The 18463-nt window shown below is 52.1% G+C and carries 15 protein-coding genes; 3 read left to right on the top strand and 12 right to left on the bottom strand.

The window, feature by feature from the left end:
• Positions 1-111: 111 nt before the first annotated feature.
• Positions 112-1791 carry a BCCT family transporter gene (locus tag GOW16_RS14665; RefSeq protein ID WP_170416284.1) on the bottom strand — a complete coding sequence of 560 codons (1680 nt, stop codon included), beginning with the start codon at positions 1789-1791 and terminating at the stop codon, positions 112-114.
• A gap of 154 nt (positions 1792-1945) precedes the next feature.
• Positions 1946-3598, bottom strand: a complete 1653-nt coding sequence (locus GOW16_RS14660; RefSeq protein ID WP_170416282.1) for an ABC transporter substrate-binding protein — start codon at positions 3596-3598, stop codon at positions 1946-1948.
• Between the two features lie 95 nt (positions 3599-3693).
• On the opposite strand from GOW16_RS14660, the gene GOW16_RS14655 reads away from it, so the two are divergent.
• A complete protein-coding gene (locus GOW16_RS14655) occupies positions 3694-4626 on the top strand; it encodes a LysR family transcriptional regulator (protein ID WP_170416280.1) in 933 nt (310 codons plus the stop codon).
• A 276-nt stretch (positions 4627-4902) separates the two neighbouring features.
• Here GOW16_RS14655 and GOW16_RS14650 read toward each other — a convergent pair whose 3' ends face one another.
• Both GOW16_RS14650 and GOW16_RS14645 read right to left on the bottom strand, forming a co-directional pair.
• Positions 4903-5601: an RraA family protein gene (locus tag GOW16_RS14650; protein ID WP_170416278.1), complete on the bottom strand. Its 699-nt coding sequence runs from the start codon at positions 5599-5601 to the stop codon at positions 4903-4905.
• A gap of 46 nt (positions 5602-5647) precedes the next feature.
• Positions 5648-6853, bottom strand: coding sequence for an MFS transporter (locus tag GOW16_RS14645; RefSeq protein ID WP_170416276.1), 1206 nt, complete (start codon positions 6851-6853; stop codon positions 5648-5650).
• A gap of 67 nt (positions 6854-6920) precedes the next feature.
• Here GOW16_RS14645 and GOW16_RS14640 point away from each other — a divergent pair, with 67 nt between their 5' ends.
• Complete coding sequence (locus GOW16_RS14640; protein WP_170416274.1) at positions 6921-7679, top strand: AraC family transcriptional regulator; 759 nt, start codon at positions 6921-6923, stop codon at positions 7677-7679.
• A gap of 654 nt (positions 7680-8333) precedes the next feature.
• Here the strand turns inward: GOW16_RS14640 and GOW16_RS14635 are convergent.
• The 3 genes from GOW16_RS14635 to GOW16_RS14625 all read right to left on the bottom strand — a co-directional run bounded on the left by GOW16_RS14635 (position 8334) and on the right by GOW16_RS14625 (position 11473).
• A complete protein-coding gene (locus tag GOW16_RS14635) occupies positions 8334-9026 on the bottom strand; it encodes a nitroreductase family protein (protein ID WP_170416583.1) in 693 nt (230 codons plus the stop codon).
• Positions 9027-9440: 414 nt separating this feature from the next.
• Positions 9441-10691: a M24 family metallopeptidase gene (locus GOW16_RS14630; RefSeq protein WP_170416272.1), complete on the bottom strand. Its 1251-nt coding sequence runs from the start codon at positions 10689-10691 to the stop codon at positions 9441-9443.
• Entirely contained in the window at positions 10688-11473 is a 786-nt protein-coding gene (locus GOW16_RS14625) for a HalD/BesD family halogenase (protein WP_170416270.1), read from the bottom strand. Before GOW16_RS14625 ends, GOW16_RS14630 begins: the two co-directional genes overlap by 4 nt.
• A gap of 100 nt (positions 11474-11573) precedes the next feature.
• Here GOW16_RS14625 and GOW16_RS14620 point away from each other — a divergent pair, with 100 nt between their 5' ends.
• A complete protein-coding gene (locus GOW16_RS14620; protein WP_170416268.1) occupies positions 11574-12470 on the top strand; it encodes a LysR family transcriptional regulator in 897 nt (298 codons plus the stop codon).
• Between the two features lie 357 nt (positions 12471-12827).
• On the opposite strand, the gene GOW16_RS14615 is transcribed toward GOW16_RS14620, so the two are convergent.
• From GOW16_RS14615 to GOW16_RS14595, 5 genes are all read right to left on the bottom strand, one after another.
• Positions 12828-14192 carry a HAMP domain-containing sensor histidine kinase gene (locus GOW16_RS14615; protein WP_170416266.1) on the bottom strand — a complete coding sequence of 455 codons (1365 nt, stop codon included), beginning with the start codon at positions 14190-14192 and terminating at the stop codon, positions 12828-12830.
• Positions 14193-14748: 556 nt separating this feature from the next.
• Positions 14749-15075, bottom strand: a complete 327-nt coding sequence (locus tag GOW16_RS14610; RefSeq protein ID WP_170416264.1) for a hypothetical protein — start codon at positions 15073-15075, stop codon at positions 14749-14751.
• An 89-nt stretch (positions 15076-15164) separates the two neighbouring features.
• Positions 15165-16535 carry a sensor histidine kinase gene (locus tag GOW16_RS14605; protein ID WP_170416262.1) on the bottom strand — a complete coding sequence of 457 codons (1371 nt, stop codon included), beginning with the start codon at positions 16533-16535 and terminating at the stop codon, positions 15165-15167.
• Positions 16522-17199: a response regulator gene (locus GOW16_RS14600; protein WP_170416259.1), complete on the bottom strand. Its 678-nt coding sequence runs from the start codon at positions 17197-17199 to the stop codon at positions 16522-16524. Before GOW16_RS14600 ends, GOW16_RS14605 begins: the two co-directional genes overlap by 14 nt.
• 111 nt (positions 17200-17310) lie before the next feature.
• Positions 17311-17838, bottom strand: a complete 528-nt coding sequence (locus GOW16_RS14595; protein ID WP_217354633.1) for a roadblock/LC7 domain-containing protein — start codon at positions 17836-17838, stop codon at positions 17311-17313.
• Positions 17839-18463: the final 625 nt, after the last annotated feature.

Genomic DNA, 18463 nt, shown 5'->3' with positions numbered 1-18463 from the left:
TCAATGTAAGAAATCCGTCGTGAAACCTGCACTTTGGCAAACTTCTGAATAAGCCTTTGTCCTATTTGTGACCCCAGTTCTGTCCTGGGGTCACAGTTGGATACGCGCGTACTATTCGGCGAGCATAGTTGATGTTTCTGGATCAATAGTTGATGCAACACCGGCGGCTTCGCGGCGTCCGTCATTCCAGATCGCTTTTATCAACGCGATACACATCAGCGCCATGACGATAGAGAACGGTAGTGCGCCAATTACCATGGCGGTCTGAATGGCCCCAGTTCCGCCTGAGATCAGCAGACCACCTACCACCAATGCCAGCGCAGCACCCCAGAACATGATATGCGGCCGCGCCTTGGGTCCTTCGTCACCAGCCGCGTTGATCGTATTCACGATCAGCACAGCCGAGTCAGCTGAGGTCACAAGAAATGTCATCAACAGTACCACGATCACAACCGCCATGGCCCAAGCCAGGAATTCTGCTATGGGCGCAAGCATGTAGGTGGTCATGGCAAAGATCTTGTCGCCATTAGCTGCGTCTAGGATCACGCCATTTGCGCCGCCATTTAATTCAAGGTCGATGGCTGTGCCACCGGCCCACGCAAACCAGACAAAACACATCAGCGAGGGTACAATCATCGCGCCCAGCACAAACTCACGGATGGACCGACCGCGTGAGATGCGTGCCAGGAACAATCCGACGAAGGGGGCAAACGCGATCCACCAGGCCCAGTAGAACACCGGCCACCAGCCCTGCCATTGTGCCAGCAAGAATGACTCGGACCCTTCGACTCCATCTGATGTGTAGACGTTGAAGCTGAGCCAGGGCAGAGCGACCAGATAGTCCCAAATGCCAACAAAGAAGGCCTTGGCACCGAAGAATGTTGCTCCGAACAGGATGAAGAAACCCAACAGGAAGATCGACAGCGCCATGTTGATGTTTGACAGCCATTTAATGCCCTTACCAACGCCAGACAGTGCTGACAGCGTCGAAGCGCCCATGATGACCAGCAAGGCAACAATAATGCCCAATGTCGTGGCCGAACCATCTGCATGCGCCAGACCGCCGATGCCGATACGTGTCAAACCCGCCACGAACTGCTCAACACCAAATCCAAGCGTCTGTGCTACACCGAGGATCGTCGCAACAACCGCGACGATATCGATCAGGTGACCCAGATTGCCGGACAGTGCCTTACCAAAGAGCGGCGTCAGAGACGAACGGATCGTCAGGGGAAGCCCGCGGCGATAGCTGAAGAACGCCAGCGCAAGACCGGCAATCGCGTAGCACGCCCAAGCGCCAAGACCCCAATGCAGGTAGGACCAGACGTAAGCCGTGCGTACATTGTCCGCGTCTAGGGCTGTTGTCACACCCTGAATAACCGACGGGTTGTTCTTGAAATGTGCGACGGGTTCCGCAACGGCCCAGGTCAACATCCCAACACCGATACCGGCACCGAACATCATCGAGAACCAGGAGAAGTTCGAGAATTCGGGCTTTTCGCCTTCAACACCCAGGTTTAGGCGTCCCGCAGCTGGCCAAATGGCCAAACCTATGCAGACAATGACAAACCCGGTTACAACCCAGATATACCAGGCCGCGAACTGCGCCAGAATGGCTGCGTTCCAGTCGCCGAGAATCCTGCCGGCCTGGGTTGGCCACACGATGCACCAGACAACCAGCAAACTGATGATGATCTTACTGATCACCGTCACGTTGACGCTGAACCCCCGATAAAAACCGTTGTCAGCGGTCTTAATCGGAAGTTCCGAAAGAGGTGGCTTTATTGCCATATTCAACTTCTCCCTGTTCTTGATTTTAGAGCGGATAGATTTGCTTGTTCTGACCCGATCACCCATTTTCCCAAGACACCAATGAGATTGGCGATGCAGATAATCTGCTTTGCTAATCTCATTGGGTCCGGGGAGTTAATATTTGCCGGAGTTCTCAGCTCTCCAGAGCCAGCTTATGCACGTGAATTTCATTAATCGGGTGGCTCTCCGCGCCTATAATGCCAGGACGAGAGTGGCGGTATAGAGATCGCCAATAGGGTTGAATTATCGTTCCGTCATCTCGCATAAACTGTTCGATCTTTTCCATGCGGACTCGACGAGTTTCAGCATCGGCGATTGCTGAGGCTTCTTCCAGCATTGCGTCAAATTCGGCGCTGGCCAGACCGGTTTCATTCCAAGCCACCCCCGATTTGTATGCCAGCGTCAGCACCTGGACACCTAGCGGGCGATGTCCCCAGTCGGTCGAACTGAACGGGTATTTGTTCCAATCATTCCAGAATGTGTTACCTGGCAATACTGTGCGTTTTACCTTGAGCCCAGCATCGCGCAGTTGTGCCGCTAATGCGTCGGTCGTGTTTCGGCGCCAATCGTCGTCGATCGAGAAGATTTCGTGCTCGTAGTCGAGCATACCGGCTTCTTCCAACAATGCTCGTGCGCCCTCGACATCCTTTTCAGGTGCTCCAATGTCCGCGTATTCCGGGTGAATAGGGCAAACGTGATGGTTTTCGCCTAGAGTCCCACGATTGGCGTATCCCAATTCTAGCAGAATGGCATTGTCGCAAGCCATCGCCAGAGCCTGGCGAACACGTGCATCTTCATACGGCTTTACTCCGTCGACGTCGGCATCGCGGTTTGTTCGTAAAACCATAGTGTTGGCCGAAACGGACTCGCTCTGGTTCCAACCGATGCTTTCATAGATGTCAACAAATTCACCGACCGTTTCGTAGGTCATGTCGATTTCTTCGGCTTCTGCCGCAGCCAAATGCGCCGCGCCATCGGTGCCGTAGTCAATAAATTCGATCCGATCTAAATAGGCACCTTCTCCCCACCATTCGTGATCCGTGTTCTTTTCCAGTACAACCTTTTCACCGACCAGATATTCAACCAGCTTATATGGCCCCGTACCAACCGGGTCATTCGCCGGATCGCCAGACCAACCGTCGGGCACGATTGCTGCCGGGTATTCCGTGACGGCGGGAATAATTGTGATGTCAGGTCGTGTCAGCTTCAGTTTCAGCGTCAAATCATCGACCACTTCCAAAGCACCCTCTGCAGGGCCATCGCCAGCGTCATTCTGTAAAGACCCCATGCGCGCGGCCATGGAATTGCCTTCCCAACTACCGTCACACCATCGACCAAAGTTATAGGCAACATCCTTGGCCGTCAGCGTTCCGCGCCCGTCATTCCAGTTCACTCCGGGTCGCACACGCAATACATACTCCGTCGCGTCGTCGTTCACTTCCCAGCTTTCAAGCAACCGAGGTTCGAATGTACCATCAGCGTTGTACTGAACGAGATACTCCAAGAACCCACGCACCACGTTTCCAAGCTGAGGCCAGTTGTAAAGCGGCGGATCAAGCTGAGCGCGTACAACCTGCTGAATACGAATCGTACCACCAGGTTGGATATTCGACGCGGCCTGTGCTGGCTGAGCCATACCAATCATTGAATACGCAGCCGATGCAGACAGCCCAAGTGCAGTCGCGCGCGTTAAGAATTCACGGCGGCTGAGCATTCCGTCGGCTACTTCACCTGCATGCATGGCGATTGCTGGATGAATAGCCCGTCTGTGACTGTGTTTGGTCATGATTAGCTCCCGTGTTTCTCTCACAGGGCTGCTTACGCGCCCTTTGACACAGTTTTTGATATAATTTTTCTCTTTTTTGCAGTAGCTGAGTAATTATGGATGACATTAATAGAATTAATACCAGCCTAAGTCGCAACCTCGTGGCGCTGTATGCGTTCGAGATGGTTGCGAAACATGGGAACTTTACAAGTGCCGGGGATGCTCTCGGGCTGACTCAGTCCTCGATCTCGCAACGGATAAAAGGTCTAGAAGTTGATCTGGGCGTCGTCCTCTTCAAAAGAGAACACCGTGGCGTTTCACTCACATACGAGGGGCTGAGGCTTTTGAATGTGGTCAAACCCGCGATGACGCAGATGAATTTTGCGGTAAGTTCTTTGCTTGAGCGCAAAACCAAACCCAGGGTTCGAATTTCGGCTGATTTTGCGTTCTCAACTTTCTGGTTGCTACCGCGTCTGGGTTATCTTCGAGAGGAAATCGGGGATGAAATCGAAATTCAGATTTTGGCCTCAACTGTGCCACCCGGTCTAGATGACACCGATTGCGATATTCAAATCCATGTTGCACCAAAGGCCCAAATAAAGCCCGATGAAGTACTACTGTTGGAAGAAGTCGTGGCGGCCGTTTGCAGCCCGCAGCTATTAGAAAGGATTAGACCAATCCAATCGCCTGCGGACTTGCTGGATGTCCAACTTCTTAGCCTGTCAAAACCCGCTACCGCTGCTTGGCAAACCTGGCAAGGGTGGTTTGATAGTTTGGGCGTAACCGGAGAAAGAAAGAAAAATTATATCAGTTTTAATAACTATGACATGGTGACCCAGGCCGCTTTGTCTGGGGATGGCGTGGCTTTGGGCTGGATTGGATTGATTGATGATCTGCTCAATAAGGGTTCTCTGGTGACCATTACAGACGATTTAGTCTCCAGCGACGCCGGTTATGTGATGTCTCGGAGCCATACCAACTTGGGCCGCGGCCCTAGACTTGTTTTTGACTGGATAGGGGACCAAGTTCTCGCAACATCGTCAAAATAAAGCGTTATGAAACTGTTCGATTGACGGCATCTCCAAGTCTCGTCAATTCGAAGAATGACTGCATTGTAGCAACGCCTGGAAGCGACATTGAAGGCTCGCATATTAGCGCCCTTCGAAATTGCGAAGCCTGGTCGATAACATCAGCTTTGGCAGAGTGAACAGCGGTCATTCTCAATTGTTTTCCAATGGCAGCTTCGTTTCGCAAAGCCGACTTTCGTCCTGCTACCTTCAAAGTCCGCTCTAAACGCCGCTCACCAAGTTATGGAACAGCGAGTTCTACAAGTACGTCGTGGACCGGGCGTCGGCCAGCATATCCATTGCTGTTTGCGAGACCTTCCTCCCTGCCGCGACTTCTGCATCGAGGTCGGCTTCAAGCGCCCTTATGTGTTCAAGCCGCTGGGTGATCTCGTCGATCCGCGCAAACGGAACCACAACAACACCGTCCTGATCTGCCACGATCATATCTCCGCTGTTGATACTCTGACCTGCAACCTGAGCTGTTATGCCGATCTGTCCTGGTCCGGATGTGAACGGGGATGCCGGGTTGAGGCCGGTGCACCAGACAGGCAACCCGACTTCGACAATGCCTGGGTAATCTCTGACAGGCCCGTCTGTGATAAATGCGGCTCCACCGGCGTTGCGCAGCATTCCGATCACGCGGTCACCCGCCGCAGAACAGCCTTGATGACCGTCAACAGAAGCAATCAGTATGTCACCGGGTTCAATGAAATTCAGTGCTGCAACGGTTGCCAAAATGTCTGCAGGCCCGTTGATCGCCGTCAACGCAGGTCCAGCCGCTACGCATGTAACATCTCGCCCTTCGCCGACCGGGCGGATTGAGGAAGCAAGGGTGCCGCCACCTCCCAAGGCATCTGCCACAAACCCAGTCGGGACACCCCGAAATGCAGTCACCTGCGCTTTGGTCGGGCGCGGGAAATTATTCAGAACAGTCAGTGGGGTTGGTTCTTCAATCATCGTACTGTCTTTCAATGAGTTAATGGATGGCGTTTGTTCGTTGGGGTTATTGTTCACTTAGCCGAAGTGTGCGTTCCGGCGCTTGAGTGTTCTTTCCTGGGAGAAACAGCGCGACGATGAAGATAAATGTTGCTGCTACCGCCAGACCAAGGAACTGGCCCGCAAAACCAACGCCGCTTTTGGTCACCATCACCAGGACCGGTACGGCGGCAGCCCCGACACCCAAGGAAAGCACATATTCGATGGAAACAGCGCGCGATCTTATGTGCGGCTTAAGAAACTGACCAAGCAGCCATGTCGTGATCGGGATTTCGGCGAACACGAAGGTGACCAAGAGTAGAGCAAGTATCAGTGCAGAGATCCCCGTCGCCTGTATGAGCATGAGAAGACATATGATTTGCCCAGCGAGCAAAGGCAGCAGCACAGAACGCGCGCCGATCCGGTCGAGAAGTTCACCAACCGGGATCTGTGCGAATGCAGCGATACCAAAGACAAACCCGGTCGAGGCACTGACCCAGGTCAAGTCACCCCCAAGCCCTGTGAGTCGTTCATCGAAGAATTTCGGCAATGAGATTGTCACTGCATTGAAAATCAAGCCGCCAAACAGAGCCGACACGCAAACGATCAAGAAGACACGTATCTGAGTGCTGCGTTGGATGACCTGCGGACCATTCTTCTTGTTTGCATAAGTGACATGGCAAGGCGCTTGTTTTGTCCGGCATCTAACGAACAATATCACTCCGATCAGGACCGAAATGGCCCCCGGCATATAGAACGCTGCTTGCCACCCCACATATTGGGCGAGAAGGCCGGTTACGACGGCTGCACCGGCCAGCCCCATGTTCCCGAAAACACCATTTACAGCTAAGGCTCGCCCTGTGCGCTCGCCGATATGTGTGATCTGAGCGAGCCCGACCGGATGATAGATCGCCGCAAACAATCCGAGCAGGCCCAGGCCGATACTCATGACCAAAGCGCTTTCTGAAAGCGCAATTGCGAGGCTCGATGCACCACACCCTATGAAAAAGACCGCAATCAACGTCATGCGATCCAGTTTGTCCCCCAGCCAACCGACCGGTAGCGTTCCCAGAGCGAACATGATGTAGACCGGAGAACCCAACAAAAGCACATCTGCATAGTCCATGTTCCAGTCCGGGGCGATTGCCAATGCCGCAGTTGGAAAGATCAGAAGAAAGAAGTGATCGAAGAAATGCGCCACGTTGATGAATTGGAGGGTTTCGTTACGCGACATGCAAAATCTCCGAGCGTTGAGTGCCCTTTGATTATGGCTCGAAATGCTCTTACAATCTGTCGACATAATGACAAAAGATACGCCTAAAATGCCAAGCTCAAGGCAGCCCGGTCTGACCGGGTTCGCTTTGACATATCCGACCGGAACCCACATCGAACCGCATTCGCATGACGTTCATCAACTCATTCACGCGATTTCGGGAACGATGCGGGTTTACACAAAAAAACAGCTTTGGGTGCTACCGGTTGGGCGCGCATTGTGGATACCGGCAAAAACAGAACATGAAATTCGATGCAACGGTGCTGTCAAAATGCGGACGGCATATCTCAGCCCTGCGTATACCGATTTTCCGGAGTATTTGCAGGTCCTCTCCATTTCCCCTTTGCTTCGAGAAGTTCTGGTTCGCTTGGCAGAGGGAGCAGAGCAGGTTTTGCAAGGCCCCCTTGCCCTCGTATTGCTGCATGAAATCAAACACGCTGATACTGAGGCTCTTTTGCTTCCGCTGCCAGCAGATAAACGCATTGCCATTCTCGCGGCATCGCTGCGTTCGAACCCAGAGTCACATAAGACCATTACGGACTGGGCAAAGGAGTTAGGATTTTCCGAGCGAAACCTAATACGACGAATACGTGAAGTAACGGGGATGACGTTCAGGGAACTCAGGCGCCAAACCCGGGTGATAACGGCGATTGAGAAACTGGCTGAGGGTCAAACTGTGACGAATGTTGCGCTCGATGTCGGATTTGAAACGCCGAGTGCTTTTATCAGCGCCTTTAAAACGGTGACTGGCCTAACCCCGAAGCAGTTTGGAATACGTCTTTCATGAAGCCGACATTCGTGCGTTGCGCAGCATCGGTTAAATGGGCTCGCTGCCGACTTTCTCTGCAGTGAGCCTGAATAAGCCATTTGAGCCCATACCAGACCTTCGGTGCTGCTCGCGACTTTGCTCAGGCGGCATACAGCTTCTGCCAAAGCTGCCGTTCACGCTGCTTGGTACTACTAACGCAGCGAATGGCGGCTGTGTGGCCACTATTGCTTTTTGAAGTTTGACAGAAGGGTTCAATCGCAAATGGCGGCGGGCCCTCTATCCCATCGCTTTCCTTTCGTGGGCCAGCGGGATTTGGACAAGCCAAACACACCTGGCCGTCATGCCCATGCTGTGACCAGGACGTTTCACATCCGAGTTGGGACGCGAGCATGGTGTTGTCTCGCATGGCCATCCAAACGACTGCTTTCGCATCTTCGGCACTTGGCTTGGCCGAAAGTTTGAGACCGAGTATCGAGCGGCTGGCGACATCAATGGCGGCGCATAACCGCGCCCAAGACTTTCCGTTCAGTCGACAATGCGCAATTGATGGTTAATGGGCGGTAAGTTCCCGCGAAAATCAACGTCTGTCAGGCGTTCCGCCTATAACGTAGCAGCGGGCCAACCTGATTGTGGGGGAAGGTTGGAGTTCAATGTTAGATGGCTAGGATCCACCTAATCAGCAATCGTCAGGATATCTTCGAGTGGCTTCTTGATCTTCGCCACAGCGGGTACTTTTGCGTCCTTCGCGGCATGACCCGCAGCCACGATCATGATGGGTTTTTCACTATCCGGTCGGTCAAACATTCCATTGAGGAATTTCATCGGGTTCGGGGTATGCGTCAGAGTGACAAGGCCTGCATGATGAAGTGCGGCCAGCAGGAAACCGCAGGCAATGCCCGTGCTTTCCGGCACGTAGTAGTTCTTGAAACGCGTTCCGTCCTCGAAATAGCCCCAGCGCTGCGCAAAAACGACAATTAACCATGGGGCGTCTTCCAGATGCGGCTTGTTGTCGTTGGTGCCGATTGGTTCCAGCGCTTTCAGCCATTCATCACCACCCCCGCCATCATAAAACTGCCGCTCTTCTTCTTCGGCAGCTCCACGGATCTTCTTCTTTAAACCGGGATCTGAGATAGCCACAAAGTGCCAGGGCTGATGATTGGCTCCTGAGGGTGCCGTGCCCGCTGTGCGTATACACTCTTCAATAACTTCGCGAGAAACAGGCTCACTTGAGTAATCCCTGACCGTGTGCCGCCGCTTCATCCGCTCATAGAAAGCACGGGCCTCCTCAAGGCTTTGAACCGCCGAATAATCCAGGTGATCGGGAAGATCGATGGGTTCGTATTTGATTTTGTCGCGTGAAAACATTGATGAACCTCTTCTGGATATGCCGGTTGCCTGTTTTGCATCTCGCACGAGGTTTCCAAATACGCATCGTCTGAGCGGCCTGATTGCGAAATGAGCCCGCGATCTTGAACAACAAGTCAACTGCGTGGTCGCCTGAACTCCCCGCGTTTTTTTCAACGATTTTGGTGCAAAGCTTGTCGCAGCGGACCATAATCAAGCGGTAGCACAAAACAAACCACACTGCTATTTTTGGTGCACATTCCGTTCATTATCCGTCACTATTTCAGACAGGTCGTTTGAGCCCATCATAACCAATGCTGCACCGCGGTTGAACGGCCACTTTCTTTACCAGCTTTGGAAGGTGTGCCCGGTCGCGATAGAGCTGTTCTCCGACTTGTCCGGTGAAGGTCGAGTTCAGTTGGTTTTGAAACAGGGCTATTCAAATGGGAAACTGTCCAACCGTTCAGCCCCTGTTTCTGTGACCAGAATCTGTGTTTCCAGTTTGATGCTTTCAGAGCCTTCTTCGGCGATCAGACTCTCTACGCAGACGACTTGACTCGGCTCAAATCGCCCTGACATCGCACCTGCACCCCAGTCTACATGCAGCGGTACCACCGGCCATTCATCGGCCATGCCCACACCATGGACCGCCAACGAATATCGGTAAGGGACATGGGCTTCAGGGATGCGCCAGCTATTTTCGTTGAATTCATCAAAGCTCACCCCGGGGCGGACAAGGTCCAGATTGTGATGGATTTGCTCCAGCGCGGTGTCGTAAAGCCGCCGCTGCCTGTCGTTCATTTTGGTGTATCCGCATGTCCAGGAGCGTGACAGATCGGCACAATAGCCATAGGGCCCGATCATGTCGGTGTCGAACGAGATCATTTCGCCCTCTCGGCACACCCGGTCTGTACATTCCTGATACCACGGGTTAGTGCGCGGGCCACAGGTCAGCAGTTTGGTTTCCAGCCAATCCCCGCCAGACCGGGCGTTCTCAAAGTGTAGATGCGCCCATAATTCTCGTTCCGTAGCGCCGGGGTAGGAATGGTCGTAAATCCGGGCCATCCCCGCCTCGCACACGTGGATGGTCCAGCGCATCAATTCAATCTCGTCGACGGATTTGATCGACCGGGCTATTTCGGTCAGTTGCGTGCCTTCCACATAGGCCAGCCCCCGCGCTTCAAGTGCGTGAACCCCGCTGCCATCCAGCCTGTCGCAGGCGATGCGTGTGTTGCCACCGCCATATTCGCGGATCAGATCAGCAATCTCGTCGGCCCAGTTTTCCGTGGCCGCCCCGACCTTGTCGCCCGAGGCCATGAACATCCATGTCTTAGCGACCCGGATTTCGTCAATACCCGGCAGGCCCTCGCATTGGTGCAGGCAGCCCCTGAATTCGAACATGATCGCTGGACCATCCGCGAGGATAAGCGCGTAGCGCATCGGGTTGTGCAACGTCCAGACCTGCATGTTCGAGCAATCAAAAGCGTAGCGGATATTGCAGGGATCATAAAGCAACAGCGCCGCACAATCTGACCGGTTCAGTGCTGCGCGCAATCGGCCCAGACGGTATGCGCGGGCGCGGTCGAGAACATCATCATTGACCGGGCTCTTAAGTGGTTTATCTGAGCCTTCGGCGTTCAGGTACGTGAGTTTTCGATCGTCTTTTAAGGCGGTGTCCAGACTCATGTGGCACGACCATAAAAGCCGATGCGTTCTTGGTCAGAGAACTGTACGCCAGGGCGTTCATAGTATGAAAAGACGGCGATGATCCGGTCTCGATCACCCTTCACGGGAGTGACGCGATGTGCAGTATTCTTGCCCTTGAAGATATTGAGCGTACCCGGTTCCAATGCAATGCGTGTTGGGCTTCGGCGCCCTTCCAGCAGATCAGAGACGCCAGCATAGTTCGGGTCGTCTTGGCTGCGCAGGTCCTGATCATATTCAAACTCACCGCCGGCTTCAGACGCTTGCAACAAAAGGGTGGTGGTGAACTCAGATCGATCAAAATGCCAGTTCAACGCCTGCCCCTCGCGATAGCCCATGACATTCACTCGGGCCAACGGGTCTTGCATGGTGAACAGCTCGGATTTGTCCATCACGGCAGCCAGGAATTGCGCGAAAGGCGGCCATTCATAAAGCTGGATCACCGCTGCCTGGCCCATCTGATCGGCGCAAATCGTACGGTTTGACGTTTCAAATTCGGTTAGCGCCGGATGATCGGCGGGCAACTCCTCGATCTCTTTTTTGAAATAGATGTTATGTTTGCGTGCGTGGGTGAAGGCCTCCGCCTCCAGAATCGGCTTAAGTTCCGCCACAGCCGTCGGCAATGCATCTGCTTTTACAAAACCTGCAAGATTGAACAGACCATCCTTTGCCAGCATGGCCTTGCAATCATTGACAAGAGCGATCCAGTTCGGGCTGCCGGGTTGATTCAGTGGATAATCTTGCAGATTGATAAGGTCGCGCATGCCAGTCCCCCTCTGTTCTGCCAAAAGGGTAAGGCCGCGTGCTCTTTCCAATCAACAGTATTTCTATTTATGATAGATAAGAAAAAGTTTCGAAGTGGTCATGAATTTCAACGCACCCCTTAACGCTCTTAAAGCTTTTGAGGCTGCGGCCAGAACCGGGTCATTCACGGCTGCCGCAGCTGAATTGGGCGTGAGTTCGCCTGCCGTCAGCCAGCAAGTGAAGCTGCTGGAAGAATTCTGGCAGAAGGCGTTGTTCATCCGCCAAGGCAATCGGTTGTCACTGACCGATGCCGGACAGACGGCTTATCCGCAGCTCGCCCAGGCCATGGCCAGCTTGGCGGCGCTATCTGCCAAAATGCAAAGCGAACAGATCAGGAAAACCCGGCTGGTATTAAGCGCGCCTCATTCGGTTGTGGAGACTTGGCTGCCCAGCAGACTCGCCCCGCTGACGGGCGCAGATAAGTACTCCCCCATTGATGTGCGCATTGACGATGACCCGATAGACTTTGCCCGCGACAAAATCGACATGCGTATTTTCTTTGGCCATGACCTGTACGGCGATTTTCTGATCCATAATCTCTTTACCGATAGCCTGATTGCGGTTGCCAACCCGGATTTCATCCACCGTTTCGGCCCATATGTGCAGGAATTGCCGGATAGATATTTGATTCATACACACTGGGGTAGCGGTTTTGCCTCATCCCCGAACTGGGAATCCGTGCTGCCTGTGGGCAAAACCATCAATCGCGACCTGGGCATGTCTGTGCGCTCTAGCAGCGTTGCCCTGAAATTTGCGCGCCATGGCTTTGGCGCTGCTCTGGTCCCAGCGGCGATGGCGGCTGACGATCTGTCGTCGGGATGGGTCGTGCAATTGGATAGCCCGCCATTGGAATTGCCAAGTAAGTATCGCATTGCCCATCCAAAGCGACTGAAGTCCCATCCGACCATCGTTGGTGTGCTGGATGTTTTATCACAGTGGGCAGGCCAATCGAAATGAGAAACAGCCTTCATGCTGGCTACTCTGTTCGCAGCTGCCATTCCTAAACCAACTGCAGAAGGCAGCTATGTCCCGCATCTTTCCAGTTCAAAAACCGCGCAACGATGGGTCACTGCATAGCGCTTTCTCTTTGTGTTCCTCATAACTCCCATCTGTGCACGTTCAGGGCGGCTGAGTCAGGTCGGATACATATGGCCGGCTTCCGAGAGCATGCTAGAAATCATTTGCGAACAGCAGCCGGTACATACATTTGGGTCGAACCAGTTCGAACAAATCAGCCAAGCCAGCGCTAGTTCAATTAGATGTGTGGGTTGCAGAGCCACAAAACCTGGCGCTAAGACAATACTTGATCGGTTGCTACGCGACGTTGAAACGAACCGATACCGTCAACCCGGGCGAATTGTTTTTTGCAGCTATGAGCGCCGAATGATGATCTGCGATAGCCTTCACTAGCGCCAGACCTAAACCGTTTCCAACACTGTTTCGTTCGCTTTCAAGCTTATAGAAAGGAACAAAGAGCTTTCCCAGAGTGTTTTCGGGAACGCCGGGTCCATCATCAAGCACCGAAAGCGTAACGATGCCGTCTTCTTGTTCTATAAGCAGGCGAACTCTGGAGTGCTTTGGGCAGTGATCTATCGAGTTCTGCAAAAGGTTTGCGCAAAGTTGTTTCAGCATACCTTCATCGCCTTCGATCAGGGTACTTCCTGATTGGTTCTCAACAAAATTGAGGCTTTGACCCTTAGCCTCCGCAAGAGGAATCATCGTTTCAACTGCTTCTCGACCCAGCCTATTCAAATCTAGATAACTGAACGCTTTTGGACTGTTACCTTCTTCGATGCGGTTGATCCGCAAAACAGTTTCAAAGGTCCATTTTAGACGGTCAAGTTCAGACTGAATATTGTCGATCAGCTCCAGAGGCTGACCATCGGATTGTAGCGTGTCTCTTGCTTCCTGAAGCGCGATATAAGCATGAGTTAGCGGGTTCTTCAAATCATGCGCAATGGATGCAGCCGTCGATCGAGTCGTGGACATCAAAGCTGTCAGGTTGTCGAGATGCCCGTTCATCAGCCGGGCAATCCGATCTATCTGATCGTTGTTCTTACCGACTGAAAGCCTCGCTTTAACATCGCCTCTTGAGACTTTGTTAAGCGTCTTCGCCATTTGACCGAGTTTGCGATAGGTTCTTATGCTGGAGATGTACCCAACTAACAAAGTGCACAACGTCGCTCCAAATCCGATTGCAACCAAAGACCACGTCAGCGAACGAAGTGTGCTTTTCACAAAGGCAAGATCGCGACCAACCACAATTACAAATCCACGGTAGGTTTGTACGTTGACACGGTGGACCCGTTTTTCCCCACCCAGATCTATACCATCGTCTTCGATTTCTCCCCATCCTCTAAAGGACGGATATTCGTCGATGTTTCCCGCCAGACGCTTCCCCTGATTATCGAACAAGCCAATCAAACTGGTGTCGAACGGCAACCAGAGCGTAGCGTCATCTATTGCTTGAACAACATCGGAATCGTTGTCGTTGTCATCCAGTATTTCCTGAATGAACCGCATTTCATCGATCAACAATGAGTCCATTTCCCGTTGCAAATCGCCACGAATTCTTTCGAACGTCAAAAAGGCCAACGCTGTAACTGAAAGGAGAATTACTACAGCTGCATACAACGCTGTAGTAAATGCTGCTCCAGATACAATGTTTGAGCGTTTCATTGGTGTTTCATCCGACTAGAGTGGCGACCGCAAGTTAAATGGCTGGCAGAAGAACTTTCCTAACCAGTCAAGCGTGTGATCCGAGGTTTTTAGCCTAAAAACCAATGGAAGAATGGGGAATTTGGATGAATTTGTTGCATCATTGGTGATTTAGCACCTGCGAAGCACAATAAGAACAACGTGCTGACATCCTCGTAACCTCTGGCAGTGGAGCATGTCCGGCCGACGTCAAAAAGTTGTGCGGTGGTGTTCATCTGATGCAGGGAGAAAAAGAACGTTGGTTTTGATGAATTTGCAGCGCCCCCTTCCGAGGGGGAGGAGGGGAGCGCTGCTTTGACTGAGGGAAGCTTGCTTACGAGTGAGTGGTCCGTGTCCTCACGGTACCGGTGACACCCTTCAGGAGGGTTACGAGTGCTTCCTCAGTCGAGTATGCAGGTTCAGTTCCAACCCGAACGGCCTCTTCTCCAACGTGTCCTTGCCATCAGGCTTTCATCAACCTTACGTTTTTGAAAAGTTGTCGCGTCTGCTCGATTGATCATTGAGTAACTTATGTTAATCACCCATTTTTTGTGCAATGACCGTGATCCTCAGTCGATGTGGCACCATGTGTGGACAACTCATAGGTCATCGTTGGAAAATGAAGCGCCAAGGTCCAAACTTCGTCGGTCTTGATGTGGATGAATGTTACGCCGTCCAGTCCGTGCGCTACGGAGGCCATGCCTTCTGTGTTCTGTACGATCAGGCGCGCCTCTGAGAGATCAGTATCCTGAAAGATCTGAATGACTTCATCATTTGTTTCTGACGTGCATCGGTATTCTGTTTCGTCCGCGAACGCTGTAGCTGCAGGCAAGATTGTCATCAGGAGTATTGTAAACTTCGTCATTGTTTTTCCGATCAAAAGGTTGAGTTTTGTGGTTTGAGTGGTCCGATTGGAGGTTTGAATTTTGAGCGGTACAGTTCATTGACCTGTGTTCAGGCCGCGATGGGAGGTTTCCCAAAGCTCACGCACACCCGTAGGCCAGGTTCATTGTTTTCCGCAGTGACTATTGCGCCGTGGCGCATTGCAACGGCTTTAACTAGCGATAAGCCGAGCCCATTTCCGGCTTCTTTTCTTGTGCCGTCCGCCCGGAAAAACGCGTCAAAAATTTTGCTGATTTGAGGTTCCGGAACCCCTGGACCATTGTCTGTCACAATCAGCTCAATCGCATCAGGCTTGGCAGTCAGGGAAATCCTGATCCAAGATCCAGAGGGGCAATACCGGAGCGAGTTGTTCACGAGGTTGACGAGCAGCTGCTGCAGCATGTTTTCGTCGCCCCGGACTAACATCGTGTCGGCGTTGTAATCGGCTGAGATGTGTTTGCCTGCTTCGATACCAACTGGATATAACGCCTGAGCGACACCCTCGACGAGTGCACTCAGGTTCACGGTTTCAAAGCTCTTCTGTTGCCTTCCTTCCTCAATCCGCGAGACCTTGAGGATCGTGTCGAATACAATTCTGATGCGCTGCAGGTTGCTTTCTAGTTCGGTTAAGCTTGATCTCGGATCGCCACCATACTCGACTTCGCTGTACACCTGTTGCAAAGCAATGAAACCGTTAGTTAAAGGTGCCTTCAAATCGCGAGCAACTGTAACGGCAGTCGCATGAGTGCTATTCAGCAAACTCGAAATCCAATCAAGACGTCGGTTAACCAATTGGAAAATCCGATCGAATTGATCGCCTGATCCTGAAACAGGAAGACGAATAGTCCCGTTCGCTTGAACAGGCGGCTCGAGAGTGCGCTCAACCCACTTTAGTTTCCGATAGTTTTGAGAGCTGAAGTAGTAGCCAAGACCCAATACAGTTAGGGTGGTGGCAAGCGTGAGGAGCAATAACCCTTCCCAAAGTGTTGTCAAAGCTTGACTAAGCGATGTCATGCTACGAGCGATTACAGTGCGATACGCAAGATACTCGGACGCATGAAGCATATAGACAGGGGCGGTCCCACCGAATTGAACAAAATCCGGATCCACTTCGTGCCATCCGTTCGTATCAGGCACTTTTGCAATTGATCCAGCGAGTGCTGAACCGCTTTCGTCGAACAGCGCGATTACATGAAGCTTGGTTCGATTGGGGTAATTTAAATGTTCAATCGCCCGCTGAACTGCATTTGCGCCGCCTTCCCGCAATATCTCATGAAGCAACAACTCTTCATCGAGGATTTGTTGTTTGAGGTCAGAGCGGAGCTTGTCTTCCAGCGCCAGATAGGCTGCATATCCAAAAACAGCGGTGATGATCCAGACAATCAATGCGGCAAAACATGCTGTCCGGAACGGAGCACCCGCGACAATGCTAGCGCGGCCCATGAAGGCTGTATCCAACGTTCCGAGACGTGTGCAGAAGCGGCGTCTCGAAAGGCTTGTCTATCTTCGATCTCAGACGACTGATGTATGTTTCAATTATGCTCGAGTTCGGGTCAAAATTATAGTCCCAAACCTGCTCCAGAAGCATGGTGCGTGTCACCACCCGCCCAGTATTGCGCATCAAAACTTCCAACAGCGCAAATTCGCGTGGCAGCAATTCAATTGTCTTATCTTGCCGTTTGACGACCCTGCTGAGCAAATCCATTGATAGATCGTGGACACGGAGCTCGGTAGTTGACGCTCCGGAAGAGTGTCGCCTGATAATGCTGTTTAAACGCGCCAGTAGTTCTGAGAAATGAAAAGGCTTAACGAGGTAGTCATCTGCACCTTCAGTCAGGCCTTCAACTCTGTCCTGTACGTCTCCTATTGATGTGAGAAACAGAACTGGGGTCTGTCTGTTTGCTGCCCTCAGCGCCTTGAGAACTGAAAGACCATCCATGCCCGGCAACATGCGGTCCAGAATTATGGCCGCACATTCATTGTATAGACAATATGACAAGGCATCCCGACCATCTTCATACCACTCCACACTAAAACCGTTTGATCTTAGTCCAGCGTTGACAAAGTCGGCGGTCTTTTTGTCGTCTTCTGCGACGAGTATTTTCACTTTAGACCCTCCGACCTAAAAACTGGATTCGCTTGCTGCAGTTTGGAATGCGCGGTTTAGGGAACCCAGCCATAACGTGATGGCTAAGTCCATTTGGCAAATCGTTGCAGACTAAAGGCTCAACGTTTCTTCGACGGCTTTCACCTGGAGCCGGGCAAGGCCCAGATTGGCCGTCTTCTTGTCTAACGCAACGTACACAAAGATGTTTGGGTTTTTGTCCAGCGGGCGGACCAAATGAAACTGTTTACCAAGCGTGATCAGAATGTCTTCTATGGTATCGTTAAGTTTCAGCGCTTCGATTGCCTGAAGCTTGGCGCGAACGACTTCAACATTCGCAGCGCCTGCAGTTTCAAGATCAAACTTTGAACCACCCTCAGTGCCTAGGACTAGGCCCGTGTCACTGTCGACTAGGCACGCTCCTAAAAGACCTTTGATTTCGCTTAGTTTAGAGATATCCAACGACATGTTTGGCTCCTTTTTGGCCTTGGAATTGCTGTTCTGACCCGCACCGAATGATTGATTGATTGGACGAGTTTTGCTGTTTGCAGGTGGGATGGTAATGACGTGCTTTTGCACCAGGCCAAACCTTTCGCTAAATTTGGCCAGTACAGACGTTGCATCACCCTTGGGCTTCGACATTTGCTATCCAATTCTCGCTGTGATCATGGAGGTGGGCTGCCGAACCAGGTGTCCGCCACTGCGAGCGGCCTGGGTGCGAAGGAAGAGCCGATCAACCAACATGTCATCCAACCCTGGGAGAGTGTTCTTCCTACGCTGTAAAAGACATTCGGGATCTGCCCTTACATTCAAAACCGGTGCAATTGGTCCCTGAGAGCTATCGGGGCCTCTGTGCAAAAACCTTAGTGCGGCAATGCAGGCAGGGGCCAAGTATTGGGCATTGTTGGCTGAAATGGCCAAAACACCTTCGGGACTCGGAAGGAATGAAGACCACAGATATCCAAGTTCAAAAAGGACGCCGGCCAAAACGGGTAAAAAAACAGAACTCAGCATAGGACCCTCGCCTCGTTTCCAATCAACTTAGCGGTCCGTAAAATACTAGAGGCTTTAACCGGCTTTTCAGAAAGCTTAAATATCTGTAAGATATAGATTTCTTAACAGTGTTAGATGGGAATTTAGTCGCATAGCCTGCGTCCGCCATCTATCCTTATGTGGTGCCATAACGCCGTTCAAGCTCAGTGTTGCTGAGATCCGATTGCCACTTTGTTGTGTCAACTCCTAAAGCCGCCATTGGTGCAACCATAGC

The sequence above is a fragment of the Ruegeria atlantica genome (genome assembly GCF_013033965.1).
Taxonomy (GTDB): domain Bacteria; phylum Pseudomonadota; class Alphaproteobacteria; order Rhodobacterales; family Rhodobacteraceae; genus Ruegeria; species Ruegeria atlantica_D.
Note: the sequence above shows the minus strand (reverse complement) of the source record. Positions and strands in the feature narration are given on the sequence as shown.

Bases quoted from the DNA above. Each gene is read 5' to 3' on its own strand.
- GOW16_RS14595 (WP_217354633.1), bottom strand. From the start codon at position 17,838: ATGTCGAAGCCCAAGGGTGATGCAACGTCTGTACTGGCCAAATTTAGC.
- GOW16_RS14605 (WP_170416262.1), bottom strand. From the start codon at position 16,535: ATGGGCCGCGCTAGCATTGTCGCGGGTGCTCCGTTCCGGACAGCATGT.
- GOW16_RS14660 (WP_170416282.1), bottom strand. From the start codon at position 3,598: ATGACCAAACACAGTCACAGACGGGCTATTCATCCAGCAATCGCCATG.
- GOW16_RS14615 (WP_170416266.1), bottom strand. From the start codon at position 14,192: ATGAAACGCTCAAACATTGTATCTGGAGCAGCATTTACTACAGCGTTG.
- GOW16_RS14620 (WP_170416268.1), top strand. From the start codon at position 11,574: ATGAATTTCAACGCACCCCTTAACGCTCTTAAAGCTTTTGAGGCTGCG.
- GOW16_RS14625 (WP_170416270.1), bottom strand. From the start codon at position 11,473: ATGCGCGACCTTATCAATCTGCAAGATTATCCACTGAATCAACCCGGC.
- GOW16_RS14655 (WP_170416280.1), top strand. From the start codon at position 3,694: ATGGATGACATTAATAGAATTAATACCAGCCTAAGTCGCAACCTCGTG.
- GOW16_RS14640 (WP_170416274.1), top strand. From the start codon at position 6,921: ATGACAAAAGATACGCCTAAAATGCCAAGCTCAAGGCAGCCCGGTCTG.
- GOW16_RS14650 (WP_170416278.1), bottom strand. From the start codon at position 5,601: ATGATTGAAGAACCAACCCCACTGACTGTTCTGAATAATTTCCCGCGC.
- GOW16_RS14645 (WP_170416276.1), bottom strand. From the start codon at position 6,853: ATGTCGCGTAACGAAACCCTCCAATTCATCAACGTGGCGCATTTCTTC.
- GOW16_RS14635 (WP_170416583.1), bottom strand. From the start codon at position 9,026: ATGTTTTCACGCGACAAAATCAAATACGAACCCATCGATCTTCCCGAT.
- GOW16_RS14630 (WP_170416272.1), bottom strand. From the start codon at position 10,691: ATGAGTCTGGACACCGCCTTAAAAGACGATCGAAAACTCACGTACCTG.
- GOW16_RS14665 (WP_170416284.1), bottom strand. From the start codon at position 1,791: ATGGCAATAAAGCCACCTCTTTCGGAACTTCCGATTAAGACCGCTGAC.
- GOW16_RS14610 (WP_170416264.1), bottom strand. From the start codon at position 15,075: ATGACGAAGTTTACAATACTCCTGATGACAATCTTGCCTGCAGCTACA.